The organism is Enterovibrio gelatinilyticus, from assembly GCF_028683095.1.
In the GTDB taxonomy this organism is placed as follows: Bacteria; Pseudomonadota; Gammaproteobacteria; order Enterobacterales; family Vibrionaceae; genus Enterovibrio; species Enterovibrio gelatinilyticus.
Genome location: NZ_JAJUBC010000003.1, coordinates 203,369 through 219,692, shown reverse-complemented (window position 1 = coordinate 219,692; position 16,324 = coordinate 203,369). Strand labels below are relative to the sequence as shown.

Annotated in this window: 14 protein-coding genes; 6 read left to right on the top strand and 8 right to left on the bottom strand. The window is 46.8% G+C overall.

The features are described 5' to 3' along the window. Positions 1 to 94: 94 nt before the first annotated feature. The 4 genes from LRP50_RS04105 to uraH all read right to left on the bottom strand — a co-directional run bounded on the left by LRP50_RS04105 (position 95) and on the right by uraH (position 4,956). Entirely contained in the window at positions 95 to 1,453 is a 1,359-nt protein-coding gene (locus tag LRP50_RS04105) for an 8-oxoguanine deaminase (RefSeq protein ID WP_274163218.1), read from the bottom strand. A 99-nt stretch (positions 1,454 to 1,552) separates the two neighbouring features. After that, the gene (locus tag LRP50_RS04100; protein WP_274163217.1) at positions 1,553 to 2,986 is read right to left on the bottom strand and encodes a nucleobase:cation symporter-2 family protein; all 1,434 of its coding nucleotides are present in this window, start codon (positions 2,984 to 2,986) and stop codon (positions 1,553 to 1,555) included. Between the two features lie 132 nt (positions 2,987 to 3,118). After that, a complete protein-coding gene (locus tag LRP50_RS04095) occupies positions 3,119 to 4,459 on the bottom strand; it encodes an NCS2 family permease (RefSeq protein ID WP_274163216.1) in 1,341 nt (446 codons plus the stop codon). 143 nt (positions 4,460 to 4,602) lie between these two features. After that, positions 4,603 to 4,956 carry a hydroxyisourate hydrolase gene (gene uraH, locus LRP50_RS04090; RefSeq protein WP_274163215.1) on the bottom strand — a complete coding sequence of 118 codons (354 nt, stop codon included), beginning with the start codon at positions 4,954 to 4,956 and terminating at the stop codon, positions 4,603 to 4,605. Positions 4,957 to 5,513: 557 nt separating this feature from the next. Here uraH and puuE point away from each other — a divergent pair. The 5 genes from puuE (at position 5,514) to LRP50_RS04065 (ending at position 10,127) form a co-directional block, all read left to right on the top strand. Further along, the gene (puuE, locus tag LRP50_RS04085; protein ID WP_274163214.1) at positions 5,514 to 6,446 is read left to right on the top strand and encodes an allantoinase PuuE; all 933 of its coding nucleotides are present in this window, start codon (positions 5,514 to 5,516) and stop codon (positions 6,444 to 6,446) included. Between the two features lie 8 nt (positions 6,447 to 6,454). After that, positions 6,455 to 6,970, top strand: coding sequence for a 2-oxo-4-hydroxy-4-carboxy-5-ureidoimidazoline decarboxylase (uraD, locus tag LRP50_RS04080; protein WP_274163213.1), 516 nt, complete (start codon positions 6,455 to 6,457; stop codon positions 6,968 to 6,970). A gap of 185 nt (positions 6,971 to 7,155) precedes the next feature. Then, positions 7,156 to 8,148 carry an allantoicase gene (gene alc, locus LRP50_RS04075; protein ID WP_274163212.1) on the top strand — a complete coding sequence of 331 codons (993 nt, stop codon included), beginning with the start codon at positions 7,156 to 7,158 and terminating at the stop codon, positions 8,146 to 8,148. Positions 8,149 to 8,200: 52 nt separating this feature from the next. Then, positions 8,201 to 8,728 carry an ureidoglycolate lyase gene (locus tag LRP50_RS04070; protein ID WP_274163211.1) on the top strand — a complete coding sequence of 176 codons (528 nt, stop codon included), beginning with the start codon at positions 8,201 to 8,203 and terminating at the stop codon, positions 8,726 to 8,728. Between the two features lie 169 nt (positions 8,729 to 8,897). Continuing rightward, complete coding sequence (locus LRP50_RS04065) at positions 8,898 to 10,127, top strand: urate hydroxylase PuuD (protein WP_274163210.1); 1,230 nt, start codon at positions 8,898 to 8,900, stop codon at positions 10,125 to 10,127. Positions 10,128 to 10,744: 617 nt separating this feature from the next. On the opposite strand, the gene LRP50_RS04060 is transcribed toward LRP50_RS04065, so the two are convergent. Continuing rightward, entirely contained in the window at positions 10,745 to 11,257 is a 513-nt protein-coding gene (locus LRP50_RS04060) for a hypothetical protein (protein WP_274163209.1), read from the bottom strand. Positions 11,258 to 11,464: 207 nt separating this feature from the next. On the opposite strand from LRP50_RS04060, the gene LRP50_RS04055 reads away from it, so the two are divergent. Then, complete coding sequence (locus LRP50_RS04055; protein WP_274163208.1) at positions 11,465 to 13,183, top strand: SgrR family transcriptional regulator; 1,719 nt, start codon at positions 11,465 to 11,467, stop codon at positions 13,181 to 13,183. Between the two features lie 100 nt (positions 13,184 to 13,283). On the opposite strand, the gene LRP50_RS04050 is transcribed toward LRP50_RS04055, so the two are convergent. The 3 genes from LRP50_RS04050 to LRP50_RS04040 form a co-directional block, all read right to left on the bottom strand. Further along, positions 13,284 to 14,165, bottom strand: a complete 882-nt coding sequence (locus tag LRP50_RS04050; RefSeq protein WP_274163207.1) for an AEC family transporter — start codon at positions 14,163 to 14,165, stop codon at positions 13,284 to 13,286. Positions 14,166 to 14,198: 33 nt separating this feature from the next. Then, positions 14,199 to 15,557, bottom strand: coding sequence for an MATE family efflux transporter (locus LRP50_RS04045; protein ID WP_274163206.1), 1,359 nt, complete (start codon positions 15,555 to 15,557; stop codon positions 14,199 to 14,201). A 79-nt stretch (positions 15,558 to 15,636) separates the two neighbouring features. Continuing rightward, complete coding sequence (locus tag LRP50_RS04040) at positions 15,637 to 16,266, bottom strand: hypothetical protein (protein ID WP_274163205.1); 630 nt, start codon at positions 16,264 to 16,266, stop codon at positions 15,637 to 15,639. Positions 16,267 to 16,324 lie beyond the last annotated feature (58 nt).

The following is a 16,324-nucleotide window of genomic DNA, read 5'->3' as shown; positions in this document are numbered from 1 at the left end:
ACACGTGTCTACGCTCGTTTTTTGCTTATTTCAAATAGAGGTCGTATCCCTAACAATCAGTTGTGATACACAGAGCACATGATAATCAATCTCTTTATAGCTCTGCCTTGTTCGCCAACCTCCTAGCTGCCGCGCGATGCTTCACCATCAACTCTTGTGTATCGACACCAATGAGTTCTCCGTCTTTCACTCGCCATTCTCCATTCACCATGACTCTGTCTGCGCGGTTTGCGCCGCACAAAACAAGTGCTGCTAATGGGTCATGGCTACCTGAAAATTGGATCTCATCGAGTTTGAACATGGCGATGTCTGCCAGCATGCCTTTGGACAGAGTACCTATATCACTGCGCCCGATGTTTTTAGCAGAGCCTTGGGTTGCCCAACGGAAAGCATCGAGATGACTTACGCTAGAGGAACCGTATCGTAGGCGCTGAATATAAGTCGCCATGCGAAGTTCATTAACAAGGTTTGAACCGTCATTGGAGGCGGAGCCATCCACACCAAGCCCAACCGATGATCCCGCTGCTTCGAGTTCCAAGTTCCGACAAATACCCGAAGCCAGCATCATGTTTGAACTTGGGCAATGGCAAATGCCAATACCTGCCTTACCCAATCGTTCGATCTCTTCATCATTAAAGTGAATACCATGTGCGAGCCATGTTCGGTTGTGAAGCCAGCCGACATCTTCGAGGTAATCAACAGGTCGGAGACCGAATTTCTCTAAGCAAAAGTCCTCTTCGTCGATGGTTTCACAAAGGTGGGTGTGAAGCATGACATCGTGTTGTTTAGCGACACGTGCGGTTTCTTTCATCAAGTCAGTGGTGACTGAAAATGGTGAACAAGGGGCGAGGGCAATTTGCGTCATACCGCCGAATTCGGGCTGGTGGTATTCGCGAATTAGGCGAAGGCTGTCATCAATAATAGTTTGCTCGGTTTGAATGGTGTGTCGAGGTGGCAGGCCACCTTGATCTTCGCCTAAACTCATCGATCCGCGGGTTAGCACCGTTCTTAGGCCTAGAGCTCGGGTCGCTTCCACTTGAATGTCGATGGCATGCTCCAGCCCAACGGGAATCAAATAGTGATGATCAGAGGCTGTTGTACAGCCGGAAAGTAATAATTCCGCGCTCGCGAGTTGCGTGCCCAAACGCATCATCTCTTCATCAAGCCCCGCCCACACTGGGTACAAAGCTTTGAGCCAATGAAACAGCTCTTTGTCCAGTGCATCAGGATAGGCGCGGGTAAGGGTCTGGTAGAAGTGGTGATGCGCATTGATCAATCCGGGTAACACGACATGTTCTGAGGCATCCACAATCTGATCGACTTTGACGGATGGTAGGGCGTTCTTAGCGACCAGTTCAACGATGGTATTACCTTCAATAACCACACCACCAGAAGCGTCTTCGTTTGTGCCTGTCCAAATTGCGAGGGGAGATTTAAGCCAGATTGTCGCCATGTGTGAATATCCTTTGTCGGTGAAGTCAGTGTGATTGAAAACAGAGTCTTTGACGAAAATCGCCCCGAATGAACGGGGCGATAACGTGCTAGGTGAGGGTTATTGTGTCGGTTTGGAATCCTCATCGAGCGGCGCGTCTTTTGGCGCGGTAGCGCTAACCATTACTGGCTCGGCAGTGTCTTCGTTCAATGGCTGAGTGTGTTCGCTGTTCATTTCTTCCTCTTCGGCTTCACGCTCAGCGGTCACATCTTCTCTTGATTTAGGAAGAACGAGATTCAGCATTACAGCGACAATCGTCCCTGTGGTGATACCTGAATGAAGAAGTTGCGCGATATCGTGGTGAAGGTGCTGAAGCAACGAAGGTTTGATGGTGACGGCTAAACCTGCAGCGAGTGAGACACAAATCACCAAGGCGTTGCGACGCGTATCGGCTGCTTTCACTAGCATGCGGATACCCGCATAAGCGATCATCCCGAACATAACAAAACCAACGCCACCCAATACAGGTTTCGGCACAGACACAGCCAACGCGCCGAATTTAGGGAATAAGCCAGCAAGGATGAGCAATGCGCCAGTGGTGCCAACCACAAACCGACTTGCTACCCCAGTAATGCCCACGATGCCGACGTTCTGGCTGAACGATGCCAATGGCATGGCGCCAAATAAAGAGCCGACGGCACTGCCGATACCATCACCTAACAGTCCACGCTTTAGATCTTTACCGGAAATGGTGCGATGACAGTTACTGGCAAGGGCAAGGAAATCTCCCGTCGCTTCTGCAATCACGACGATGTACGCAAGGCACATGCCTATGATGGCGGGCCAAGAGAAACTGAGACCAAACTTAAAGGGCTCTGGAGCGGCAAACCAGCTTGAATTGTGGAGCTGATCGAGGTTGACCATACCCATACTGAGTGCGACAAGGTAACCACCCGCCAAACCAATCACGATGGCTGATGCTGCCACTCCGCCTTTGGCATAGGTCGAAACTAAAAGGACTACCAATAGCGAAATTGCAGCAAGAAATAGCTTCGGTAGTGTGGCGAATTGATCGCTGCCTGAGGGGGCATCACCGATCCAGTTCATGGCGACGGGTAATATCGTCAAGCCAATCAAGGTAACCACAACGCCACTGACAACAGGAGGGAAGAGTTTTCGGATCTGCTCCATGAAGAAAGCTGAAACAATGACTAGGCAGGCACCCACGAGGGCTGCGCCCATTATACCGGAGACCCCATCCGCTTTGCCTATCCCGATAGCTATCCCCAAAAAGGCGAAACTTGACCCCATAACTACGGGCAAACGAATACCCACTGGGCCTACTCCAAGGCATTGAACAATAGTAAAGGCACCAGAAACGAATAGTGCTGCGTTAATCAGTGTAACGACATCACCGGCAGGCAATCCGATGGCGCTGCCGACGATGAGAGGGACAGCAATAATGCCCCCAATGGAAGCAAGCATATGTTGTAGTGCCAGCAAGAATGTTGAGCCTGCTGGTGGCCTGTCGTTTAACTCGTAAAGCAATTTCATAGTATTTTCCTCTTACTGTCTCGTTCCCTTCGACAGCGATGATAGTGAAATTCCGTTTACCCTTGATACTGATTGAAAGGTTGTCCAATCCTAAAATAGAAAGAAGGGACCTCTGCGGGTCCCTATATTTTGTTATCCAAGAATGATGAGTTTGAACACAAAGAGAATGCTCAATGCATACATGGCGATGGAAATATCTGAGAATTTTCCGGTGCCTGCTTTGAGTACGGTGTAAGTGATGAAACCTAATGCGATGCCATTTGAGATTGAAAAAGTCAGTGGCATCATGAGCGCGGTGACGGCAGCAGGGACGGAATCAGTAAAGTCATCCCAGTTGACGTTCTTGATGCTGCTCATCATGAGAAATGCGACATAAATCAGTGCGCCAGCCGTGGCGTATGCAGGGATCATCCCCGCCAATGGCGCGAGGAAAATAGCGGCCAGAAACAGCAAGCTCACCACAACCGCAGACAACCCCGTTCGTGCGCCAGCAGACACACCCGATGCACTTTCAACATAACTGGTGACAGGTGGGCAACCAAAGCAAGCGCCGATGACACTCGACAGACTATCTGCCTTTAGCGCTTTTGGTAGCCCATCTATTTTTCCGGTTTCTTTGTTGACTAAGTTTGCGCGTTCAGCCACGCCCATTAATGTGCCCGCGGTATCGAACATGTTCACGAAAAGGAAAGCGAGAATGATACTGATCATGCCGACATTGAACGCGCCAGCGATGTCCATGGCCATAAAGGTGGGGGCAATACTCGGCGGTGCGGAAAAGATACCATTGTATTCGAAAAGACCGAGAGCAAGGCCAATGAGCGTCACGCTGAATATGCCAATGAGCACGGAGCCAAAGACTTTCTTTACAGACAACACGGAAATAATGAAGAAGCAGACTGCGGCAAGAATGGCAGGGGGCTGCGTGAAATCACCCAATGTCACCAGTGTGGCATTACTACCCACAACGATGCCGGCACTTTTCAGCCCAATGATGCCAAGAAATAGTCCGACCCCCGCAGTCATGCCATAACGCAAACTGGTGGGAATACTTTCGATGACCCATTCACGGACACGTGACACGCTGAGACCCACAAAGATCACACCGGAAATAAACACGGCACCGAGTGCGACTTGCCAGCTATAGCCCATTTCGCCAACGACAGTGAAAGCAAAAAATGCGTTCAACCCCATCCCTGGCGCAAGACCAACAGGCCAGTTCGCAAATAGTCCCATCATCAAAGTACCGATGGCTGCGCCTATGCAGGTAGCGACAAAGAGCGCGCCGGGATCCATACCTGACGCGGACATGATGTTTGGGTTCACGAAAATGATATATGCCATGGTGGCAAAGGTGGTGATCCCGCCAATAAACTCGTTCTTTACTGATGTGCCGTGTTGGCTGAGTTTGAAGAACCGCTCCAGAAAGCCACTCTTTACTGATGTTTGTTCAACAGTGCTATTCTTGTCCATCGTTTCCATCCTGTTGTTTCCATCCAATTGCACTAGGCATTACGGCGAGGTTTCTATGTCGCTGAAGTCCTATTCGTATTTACGTTCTTGCGGCAGTCGCAACTGACGCTTTTATTGCGTTGTTTTCCTTTGTTGGTGGAGTGTCAGCTTCCTCGGTAAGTCGAAAAACTGTAGGGAGAGACCAATAAAGGAACATGAAAGTGGGCACTTGGGTCGTTAATACCGAATCGAATAACGATGTCATCAAGAAAAGGGATTTCACTAAGGGTGACCCCCATGCTGTGAAAGTAATTGGCTGTATTGAATTGAAGTTGATACTTGCCTTTCAACAACTCATCGCCCTCAAGCAGAGGCTCATTGGTTCTACCATCTTGATTCGTGATGGTGGTGATGACATGTTCGAGGCCGTGACCCGATACTCTATAGAGTGTGACCTCAATTTCTGATCCTGGTTTTCCGTTGCTCGTGTCGAGTACGTGTGTTGTCAGCTTTCCCATATTGGTTTTGTCCCTTTATGAACCATAATTCCTTTATGTGTTGATTTGGTTTGAATGAGATGTCTCCAACTTTTTTGCCAATTGATCTGCCAATTGATTGGAAGCGTTAACGACATCTCTAACAACTCTTTTACTAAAATGTGCACATCTATAAATTGAAATGTACACAATAGTTAAGTCTTGTAAAGGTCAAAAATTACGCAGTGTTAATTGTGAGAAATACAGAAGAAAGCGCTTATAGCATGGGTTTGGCGAGAAAAATTGACGATAAATCGCACTGTTCTCAATTTGCAGAAACATGATGGCGGCAACATTTTGTTAACTTGTTCTTGTAAATTGTATACAAAATGTAATACTAAAAATGTGCTTATGCCAAGTAAGGCATCACGTATAGGTTATACAAAATAATTTCTAATTGACTTCGCGCTAAGGTCTTTCGTTCGATCAGCATCATTTTTCGATGCTCTTTCTAACTGCAAACAGCAGTGAGTGAGGGGTATAGGTTGTTGATTGATAGTTGATATTGGCTTGAAGTTGGTATGTTGATAGGAAAGGCGATGAGTAGTGACTACCCTCGGGATCTAAAAGGTTATGGCGCTTACCCACCTCACCCTCGATGGCCGGGAGAGGCTCGGATTGCAGTGTCATTTGTACTCAACTACGAAGAAGGCGGTGAGCGCTGTGTTTTGCATGGCGACAGAGAGTCGGAAGCCTTTCTATCTGAAATACCCTCAGCTCAACCTCTAGCGGGCGTTCGCCACATCAGTATGGAATCGATGTATGAATATGGTTCGAGGGCGGGCGTGTGGCGTGTACTGCGGTTGTTTAGACAGCATGAAATTCCATTGACCGTTTTTGCAGTTGGTATGGCCGCAGAGCGACATCCTGATGTGATTAGAACGATGGCTGATGAAGGCCACGAAATATGCAGCCACGGTTATCGCTGGATTGATTATCAATATGTACGCGAAGAAGATGAACGCGCAGACATGACTAAAGCCATTGACGCGATTGAGAACATTGTTGGCGAACGGCCGGTAGGTTGGTACACAGGAAGAACCAGTCCAAATACACGTCGACTGGTGGCAGAAGAGGGTGGTTTTCTTTATGACTCTGACGCTTATGACGATGATCTTCCGTATTGGCATGAAGACGGCACACCGCCTGGCAAGCCGCAACTTGTTATCCCGTATTCACTGGACGCGAACGATATGCGTTTTTCAACCGTTCAAGGTTTTAATTCGGGCGAACAGTTTTTCCAATACCTGAAAGACAGTTTTGATGTGTTGTATGAAGAAGGACAAGACGCCCCAAAAATGATGTCTATCGGGTTACATTGCCGTTTGATTGGTCGACCAGGAAGATTGGCGGCATTGAAGCGTTTTGTTGAGTACGTGAAGCAACACGATAGTGTATGGATTACGCGTCGTGTTGATATTGCAGAGCATTGGCACAAACATCATCCACACCCATCGATGACCAAGGAGTAGGTAGCGCAATGGCATTATTTTCTACGTGTCGCCCAAGCGAGCAAACCCAAGAACAATTTGTTGATACGTTCGGTGGTGTTTTCGAACACAGCTCTTGGGTTGCTGAACAGGCTTACGGTGACGGGCTAGATAGCACATTTGATGAAGTAGATACCCTTCATACAAGAATGGCAGGAGTGCTAAACAACGCAGATGATGCATCAAAAATGCAGGTGATTTTGGCTCACCCAGATTTGGCAGGACGCGCCGCACAAGCAGGAGAACTGACTGCTGAATCTACTAATGAGCAGGCAAGTGCGGGTATTAGCCAATGCTCCGCCGAAGAGTTTGCACGGTTTACAGATTTTAACCAACGTTACAAAGAGAAGTTTGCGTTCCCTTTCATCATGGCGGTAAAGGGTGCTAATCGATACGCAATCTTGGAAGCATTTGAGCGTCGTTTAGATAACGACCTCACGACGGAATTCGACACGGCGATTGCTGAAATTAACAAAATCGCCTTGTTCAGGCTACGTGATTTGTAGCTCTCTGGTCGCCGTTTTCTTTCACTAGAATTAACGGCGTTTACAGCGTCTCGCAAATTGAAGCTCGCCGGAAACCTGTTCTTGGTTTCTCGCCACAGTGAAAGGGAAAAAGACGCGACCTTTTGTATTCAAGGACGTTTGTTTGATGCAACGCTTTGGATATATACGATAAAGGAAGCAATGAAATGGATAATCGTCCTGATTTCACCAAGCTCGTCAATCTCGCTAGTCACCGACTAGGCGCACAGGCAATCTTTGCCACAGACGACTTTTTTGCCGATAAGCAACGTCTTTTGGATGATGGCCCTGCGCAATGGAAAGAAGATGTCTATGACGACAATGGGAAGTGGATGGATGGCTGGGAATCGCGACGCAAGCGCGAAGAAGGTCATGACTACTGTGTTGTTAGACTCGGCTTAACAGGTAAGATCCTTGGGGTCGATATTGATACTTCTCATTTTACTGGTAACTATCCGCCCTCTGCTTCGTTAGAGGCTTGTTACTGTCCTGATGGTGATCCTGAACGCGATCAGCAGTGGACTGAAGTTTTGCCGTCATTGAGCCTCAATGGCGATAGCCATCATTTTGCTGAAATTTCTTCTTCAAATGTATTCACACATGTTCGTTTCCACATTTATCCCGATGGTGGTGTCGCACGCTTACGTGTATACGGGTATCCCGAGATCGATTGGGAGCGAGTGCATCCCGAAACTGAGTTGGATTTAGTTGCTGTTGAGAATGGCGGAAGGGCGCTAGCGTGTAACGATCAACACTTTGGTCATATGAGCAACCTCATCATGCCGGGACGTGGTGTGAACATGGGTGATGGCTGGGAAACCGCCCGTCGCCGTGTGCCTGGAAATGATTGGGTCATCTTGTCCCTTGGTCATGCTGGTATCATTGATCGCATCGAGATCGATACAGCTCACTTCAAAGGTAATTACCCAGACAGTATTTCCATTCAAGCGGCGGTCGTGAATGGAGGAACCGATGAACAAATCGCCACCCAAAGCTTGTTCTGGCGCGAATTGCTGCCAAGCCAGAAGTTATCGGCCGACAACATTCACGAATTCATTGATCAGCTCAATGCACTTGGTGCTGTTTCTCATGTCAGAGTGAATATTTTCCCAGACGGCGGTATTAGTCGTGTGCGCTTAATTGGTCGTAAATCGGGTTGATAAGAATACTTGTTGCAGATTGTCATAGGGATTGAGAAGGGATAAGAAGGGAATGAATAAAGAGACTGCTGCTGAAAATGCCATCAAGTTAATACCTGAACCGCTAACTAGAGAAGCGTTTGCACCTTTTGGTGATGTTATTGAAGCAGAGGATCGCGAATTCTTCATGATCAACAATGGTTCAACACGCCGCTTCCATAAACTCGCCACTACGCAAGTTGATGAAGGGAGTGGTGTGATCATCAATATTTTCGAAGCAACACCTCTTTCCTTTCCACTCTCAATCAAGATGCTCGAACGCCATCCTAAAGGTTCGCAAGCCTTTATGCCGTTGCTCGGAAACGATTATCTCGTCGTTGTCGCACCGGTAGAAGAAAAGCCGGATCCTCTTAAAATTAAAGCGTTCTATGCAAAAGGTACGCAAGGGGTGAATTATCACTCTGGCGTATGGCATCACCCCGTATTGGCGCTAACACCAAAAGATCAATTCTTGGTGGTCGACCGTGAAGGTGAGGGGTGTAACTGTGACGAGTTTTTCTTTTCAGGACAAACACATGTGATATTGGCACCTGATTTGTAATATGAACTGACCAGAGCAATGAAAACCTGCTTTGTTTAAGGTGAGCACCAATATCAGAGAAAGAAATAGGATGACGTCGGCGAACACATACTCTTAACGTGATTTGTTCACAAGGCAGAAAATGTGGCGTTCACTGAGGCGAGCGACGTTGTTCAGAAAGGAGGAAATAATGGATCCTTATATCACGGAATGGCTGAATCTGGCGGTGCGCTGGATGCATATGATCACTGGCGTTGCATGGATTGGCGCGTCGTTTTATTTTGTGTGGCTTGAGAACAACCTGAATAGACAAAACCCACGTGATGGATTGTCGGGAGATCTGTGGGCGATTCATGGCGGGGGCATTTATCACCTCGAGAAATACAAACTCGCCCCAGAAAAGATGCCAGAAACCTTACACTGGTTTAAATGGGAAGCGTATTTCACGTGGATCACTGGCATGACGCTGCTCTTCATCGTGTTTTATGCAAATGCTGATATCTACTTGGTGAAACCCGGATCGGAGTTTGGCGCCAGCACGACAGTAATGATTGGCATTGCGTCACTGGTGGCTGGGTGGTTTATCTATGACCTTTTGTGTGATTCGCCATTAGGCAAAAAGCCGATGCTATTAGGCATGGCACTTTTTGCTGGCTTAGTGTTTGCGGCGTGGGCGTTAAGTTTGGTGTTCAGTGGTCGTGGCGCTTACATTCATGTTGGTGCAATTATTGGTACTATCATGGTGGGCAATGTATTTAGGGTGATCATGCCGGGGCAACGTGCGCTGGTGAAGGCGATCGAAGAAAACAGAGAACCGGATGCAAGTCTGCCTGCTAAGGCGTTATTGCGTTCACGTCACAACAATTATCTTACCCTTCCTGTGCTGTTTATCATGATCAGCAATCATTTCCCAAGCACCTATGGTCACGAATTTAACTGGGCAGTGTTAGCCGGCGTTTCGTTACTCAGTGTTTTGGTTCGGCATTATTTTAACACCCGCCATGGTAGCCAAAAATATGCATGGACATTACCGGCTGCGGCGCTAGGTATGATCTGTTTAGCTTATGTGTCTGCACCATCGAATTCGACACCATCGGCAGATTTGCATGCACATACCGAGAGCATGCCTGCAGATCCAGCGACGTTGTCACCCACGATGCAGGTGTTCGTGCAGGTGGATACCATTATCAAAGCACGCTGTACGGCTTGTCATTCTCAATCACCCTCTCATCCGGCGTTTGCTGTCGCTCCCGCAGGCGTTATGCTCGATACACCTGAACAGATACAACGTGAGGCAATGAGAATAGTGGCTCAGTCTGTTGATACAACGATTATGCCGCTAGGGAATTTGACTCAAATGACACAAGAAGAACGTGATGTGTTAGGGCAATGGGCGAAGGCTGGCGCTGCAATACAATAATGTAAAAAAACATTTTTGTAGAACCTCGGAGTTATTGCCTGAATAGGTGTTCTTCGGGGTTTTATCTTTTGTAAATCATGCACTTTTGGTAATTATTCTCGATGTGTGTCTGGTTGCACTTTTGAGGTGTCTCACGAAATCATATTTGAGACGAATATCAGTGGAATTTATTTAACATTTGGCAAGATTTGGTAACGATTTTTGGTTATACTCGCAGCCGAAAAAACAGCCAATGGTTGTTGACCTTATATAAATAACATTATTTTGCGCTAACCCCTTAAGGAGCATCTTGTGGAAACCATTCTTGTCGTCGCATTCGTCTTTGCTGCATTCTTGATCGTAAAGAAAGAACGCGCTTCACGTGCATAAATAGAAAGCCTGCTGTTAAACACACTTTTTGAGCCTATTTTATCAGCATCTTTTTATCTGCTTGCAAAGCAGCAGTGATATTTCAATGACATAAGCATGAATTTACAGCTGCTAGTGTCTCCGAGATGCCACTCACGAACACAGTAAGAGATATACCGAATTGAAATAAAAAAGCAGAGCCGTCAGGTTCTGCTTTTTTATTTGGGGTTGCCCCTTAGGTTTTCAGGTTGCTTGGGTATAACCCGTACCTATTCGCAGACTAATATTTCGCTGTCTGTCTGATTTTCCAAGTAAGCACGCATAGCCGCAGCGACCTCATCGTTCATACCAAATATGTCGTACAAACCGACCACCGATTCGCCTTCTTCTAGGCTGCTAAAAATCATCCCTGTTGCAACAGGTTTTCCCGATTGCATTGCGACATGCAGTGAGACATTAATACCATCAGGTGTTGGAATATCGGTGAGTGACAACTGGGATAAAAACTCAAGCAATGATCCGCTTTCTGATTCCGGCCATTTCTGGGCTAATGTTCGCGCATATCTCACCATCAGAGGGTGGCAATCTACTGTGTAGAAAGTGTAATCATTGCTGTTACCCATATTGGTGCGTTGTTCAATAATGGTGGGAGTTTTCTCTGACGCTTTGTAGAGACTTAAGCCCTGAATGCTTTCTGGTGTGGGGAACTGAGCGTTTTTGACGTGGCTCGCCATCCAAAATTGTTTTTTGTGAAAATGGGAAAGAATAGCAGCGTCGCTCATGTTTGCTCCTGTGCCAGATTGGCCTCTTGCAGTTGAGCCTCGATAATAGCTTTATAGCGCTAAATAACAATCCTCAATAGGGAAAATGAGGAAACAAACTTGGGGTTTGGTCGTTTTTTGCGCGAGTATAACAGTAGGCATTCCCAGAATATTCAGTAAAATAGGAAGTTACGGCGTCCAATTTGGTTGAAATTAGGTTCCCCTTTTATGTCAGGACAGCGTCTTCAAACACAGTTTTCTAAGGTCTATGCGCATTTCGGTGGCAAAGACAGTGATACGAACCTCCAAGATATGGCTGAAATCTTCAGTTGTACTCGTCGCAATGCCCGCATGGTTCTGAGCAAAATGGCGGAGCATGGATGGTTAAGCTGGGAGCCAGCAGTAGGGCGTGGCAAGCAGAGCCAACTCATTTTCCATCGCAGTGATTCCGACTTGCAAATGAAGCGTGTTCGGCAGTGGGTGAAAGATGGAAAGCTTGATGCTGCACTCGAGGATCTAGGCAACGATGCGTCCAAATTGGCGCAATTGATACAAGAGCAATTAGGGGTGTCGACACAAGAAGGGAAGCAAATCATTCGTCTTCCTTATTACCGCGCTTTTCCTTGCTTGAATCCTGCCAAACCACTAAGACGCTCTGAACAGCATTTGATCACCCAGATATTTAATGGATTAACACGTTTTAATGAATCAACGGAGCAAGTCGAAGCGGATCTCGCTCATCATTGGGAGGCGCTATCTGATACCCATTGGCGCTTTTATCTTAGACCGGCGGTGCGATTCCATGATGGGAATCTGCTACATACCGATGATGTCATTTGGTCGCTACAAGTACTTAGCAGTAATGTGTTTTTTTCTCACATTGATTCGATTCAAGCTCCTGCTGAAAACGTCATTGATTTCCAATTAAAACGCCCTGATAGGCGCTTGCCAGACACACTTGCGGTACCTATGGCTTCCATACAGTCGAGAAAGGCGGCGGAGGCAAAGAACGGTGAGTTATTTCCTGTTGGCACTGGGCCATATCGCGTGGTGGAAAACAATAGTCATCAGTTGGTGTTAAAAGCCAATGATCATTACTTTGGTTTTCGCGCATTAACAGATGAAATTGAAATTTGGGTGCTAGATAGTGCCGCCATGTGTTACTTACAGCCTACAGCCAAACTTGATCCCACGGCGTTAGATTCACGACAAGGTATTTTACAAAGTGGAACTAAAGAGCGCTTGGCGTTGGATGAAGGGTGTAATTACCTTCTATTAAATCGCAACAATGGTATTGCCAAGGATCCGCGTTGGGCGGCATATCTCAGTGATCGTCTTTCTTCATTACGACTATTGCCGCACTTGGCAGAAAGTGGCATTGGTGAGTATCGTTTGACTAATGCTTACGGATTACTGCCGGGTTGGATTCATACTAATGTTTCTCATTTGGACGTATCTGCGCCAGAGAAAAAGGGACTCAGGCTTGCTCATCAATCCGACAATCCATTATTTCCTTTGATGGCGAAAGCACTTAAATCACTTCTCGCAATAGATGGGATTACGTTGGAAATTGATGTCGTTCCATACGAAGATATCATGTCCCCTAAACATGCAAAGAAAGTCGATATTTGGCTATGTGGCATGAGTTTAGGTAACAAACGGAGCGATGCCATTTTGCCTTGGTTATTGAGTTTCTCCCATCTTTCCACCGCGATGCCCTCGGCTGAATTTAGCGAAATCACTAACAAAATGACCGAATGGCGATCTGGTGATGCAACGCATTTCGATGCAGAAGTCATCGGAAAAATGCTGGTGGAATCAGCGCAAATCATCCCTTTATTTCATATTTGGCTAGGCGTCGTTGATGGGCGTGAACTCGAAGATGTGTCATCTAACAAAGTGGGCTGGTTTGATTTTAAATCCGTTTGGAAGAAGCCTGCACTTTAGTATATTTCCTAGTATCAGTATCAGTATCAGTATCAGTATCAGTATCAGTGCTAGATATTCGTGCTCATGAGGTGACTAGCAAGCTTAAGCCGCGTGCGATTCAGAACATCGCGAAAGCGGCATACAGCAGCGCGGGTAGCGTAATAACGGTGAGGAAGTTTCCAAACAATACCATTGAAGCCACTTTGTCTGGACCCACGTGAAAGCGTTCTGCAAACAAGAAATTCATCACCGCGGGTGGCAGCATAGCAAACAGTAGCATCATACGAAGATGTTCAGGTGGGAGTGGCACGAAAAAGTAAATAACCGCAAAACTGGCGGCGCCTGTCGCCAGGCTTAACGCTGTGCTCAGTAAACCAACGCCCAATCCTGACCATTGAATCGCCGTTAATTGCACTCCCAATGAAATCAACATGACCGGGACGGCCGCGCTTCCAATTAGCACCATTCCGTCGTTTAGCGGCTTCCAGACCTCGATGCCACTAAAATTAAAAATCAACGCGAGTAGGGCGGCAATTAATATGGGCATTTTGAAAATCTGATAGAATCGGTACTCACTGTTGCTAAGCAGTGCCAATCCCACAGTAATGTGGAGCATCATAGAGACAACAAACAGTAAGATTGCTGGCGCCTCTGCACTGGCACCAAAGGCATAACCAAACAAAGGGATCGCCAGGTTACCGCTGTTACGGAACATTTGCGGTGGTGCCCAGGTTTTATAGGATATATTAAGGAGTTTGCTCACAGGTATCATCAAGATCCCGGGCAGCAGTACAGCAATAACCGCGGCAATAAACAGCGCATTTTGTTCACCGCCCATCGGCATGACGGAAAGTGTTGTAAAGACTAAACAGGGCACCATTAAATCGATATTGATTCGGTTGATATGACGCATATCTGGTCGAAAGCCTTTCCCCACGAAAAAACCTGCCACGACTACGGCAAAAACTGGAAACAAAATACTGACAACTTTTTCGAGCATCCATGCCCCTTAGAGAAGAGAAATAGTGAGAAATTAGCGCGTCGAAGGCGGCGCAGATAGCCTTGTTTGGTAAAGTTTCCACATCATCCAGACAAAAAGCAATGTGCTGGTACATGCCAGAGAAATCCAAACGCCCGTGGTACCAACCAGTTTTGTCATGACAAATAGCATTGCCGCCATTATCACCAGTTTACCCCCGGTTAACCAGTTAGCAATCGTCGCTTGGTTGATGGACTGAAAATAAATAGCCCCAACGAGCAGTAAGGCTTCCGTTGGCAAGCCCCAGAAGTATAGATACATCCCTTCTTTAGTTACTTCAGCGAGATCTGGGCTATCACCAGCAAATGCATAGATCACGGCCTCTGGGAATACATAAACGAGTAATAATCCTGCCACGGACACCAGTAACGCAGCGCCAAACGCGATATTCCTACTTTCAATGACCCTGTCCATTCTTCGCGCACCAAGATTGAAACTCGTAATTGGCTGCATACCCAATGCGATTCCTTCAAACGCGAGGTAGAAGAAAGCTTCTGTGTAACTGACGACGGCATAAGCGGCGACGTGGATAGTGCTCCCCAACGACAGGAAAGCCATGTTGTGTAGTGTTAGAACAACAGAAAGATATAGGTACATGAGTAAACCAGGAATACCTAGCTGCAAGATGTCGGAGACGGTTTTTGTTTTAATAACAATGGATTGCCACGTAATGCGAAGGCGAGTAGACGGTTGGAAAAAATGAAAAAGACAAAGTGACGCCGTCACTAACTGGGAAAGCATAGTCGCAATGGCTGCGCCTTTTAATTCCCAAGGAATAAGAACAATGAACACCCAATCTAAAAAGATGTTGAGTACACCGCCCAAAATCATAATCGCCGTGACGCGATTGGGCTGCCCATCATTTCTTAGCAAAATTGAAAATGCCATAGACACGAGCGCAAAGGTTCCCATGCCGAAATACCATTTCAGATAGGTGATGGCCATCTCGGCCACATGCCCTTGAGCACCGAGTGCATACACAATGTCCGTTGAAAACAGAAGGCCGAGAAAAGAAACAACCACACTGACAAGCAGCGACAGTGAAAAAGCGTTGCCAACGACTTGTTGTGCTAATTTGGCATTTCCGCTTCCTAGGTGAATAGAAACCAAAGATGCAGCGCCCATCCCTATCATGTTGCCCAGCGCATAGAGAATAGAACCAATCGGGTAGGCTAACATGATTGCTGCCAGTCCACTTTCACCCACAAAATGACCAATGAACATACCATCAACGGCGACATAAATGCCGGTGACCATCATGGCGGCAATCGTGGGAAGCGAATAACGAAGAAACAGATTGATAACTGGCGCATCGCGCAGGAGAGTATCGTTGGCGTTTACATCGGTGGTCATGGCGTTTCCGGCGTGAAAAGATGAAAGCAATTAATGGAGAATGCGTTAACAACGGGTGGGTAGAATACCTAAATAACTTCTACAACGGATATGTCGCCGTTAACAAAAGGTATTTATGAAGTGGCAACCCATCTCGCTGCCGATGAAGCGGATGATAAATTCGATGTCGTCCACCCGTGATTGAACACACTACCTCAATATCGCCGGCAAGAGAGTGCTCTGCGTCGACAAGTTTAACGCCCTGGGCGGCAAAATCGGCTTGATGAATAGGTTGATGACCCAACCACCAGTGGGGTACTGCTTTACTCGCAACAGAACGGTCAATCCAGTGGTCTGCGATGACAATGATACGCCTTTCTTTGTCATTGGGTGCTTCAAGGTGATCAAGCGTCCATTTCATATCGTTAACAATTGCTCTACGGCAGGCTAGATTTGCGCTGATGAGACGATGCGCGACGATATAGATTTGGTGCTCTGGTGTATCGACGAGAAACACTAATTGTTTAATTGTATTAGATTCTTCGACTGATCGACAGGTGGTGTCAATGTCTAGCTTGTCGTAAGAGTGCATAATACGACGCGCCAATGCCTTGCCGAGATGGCTCTCTTTCATCCCGCGATTATGAATCGTTGGATAATGGTGTTCACAGAAACTGAGACAGTCTAATTGAAAGTCTCTCAAGCTTTGTGAAATAAGTTCATCCAGCAAAAAAGCCTACTCCAAAAACAAGCTTCACGACAAAGGGTTACCTAAAGTATGGCAAAAA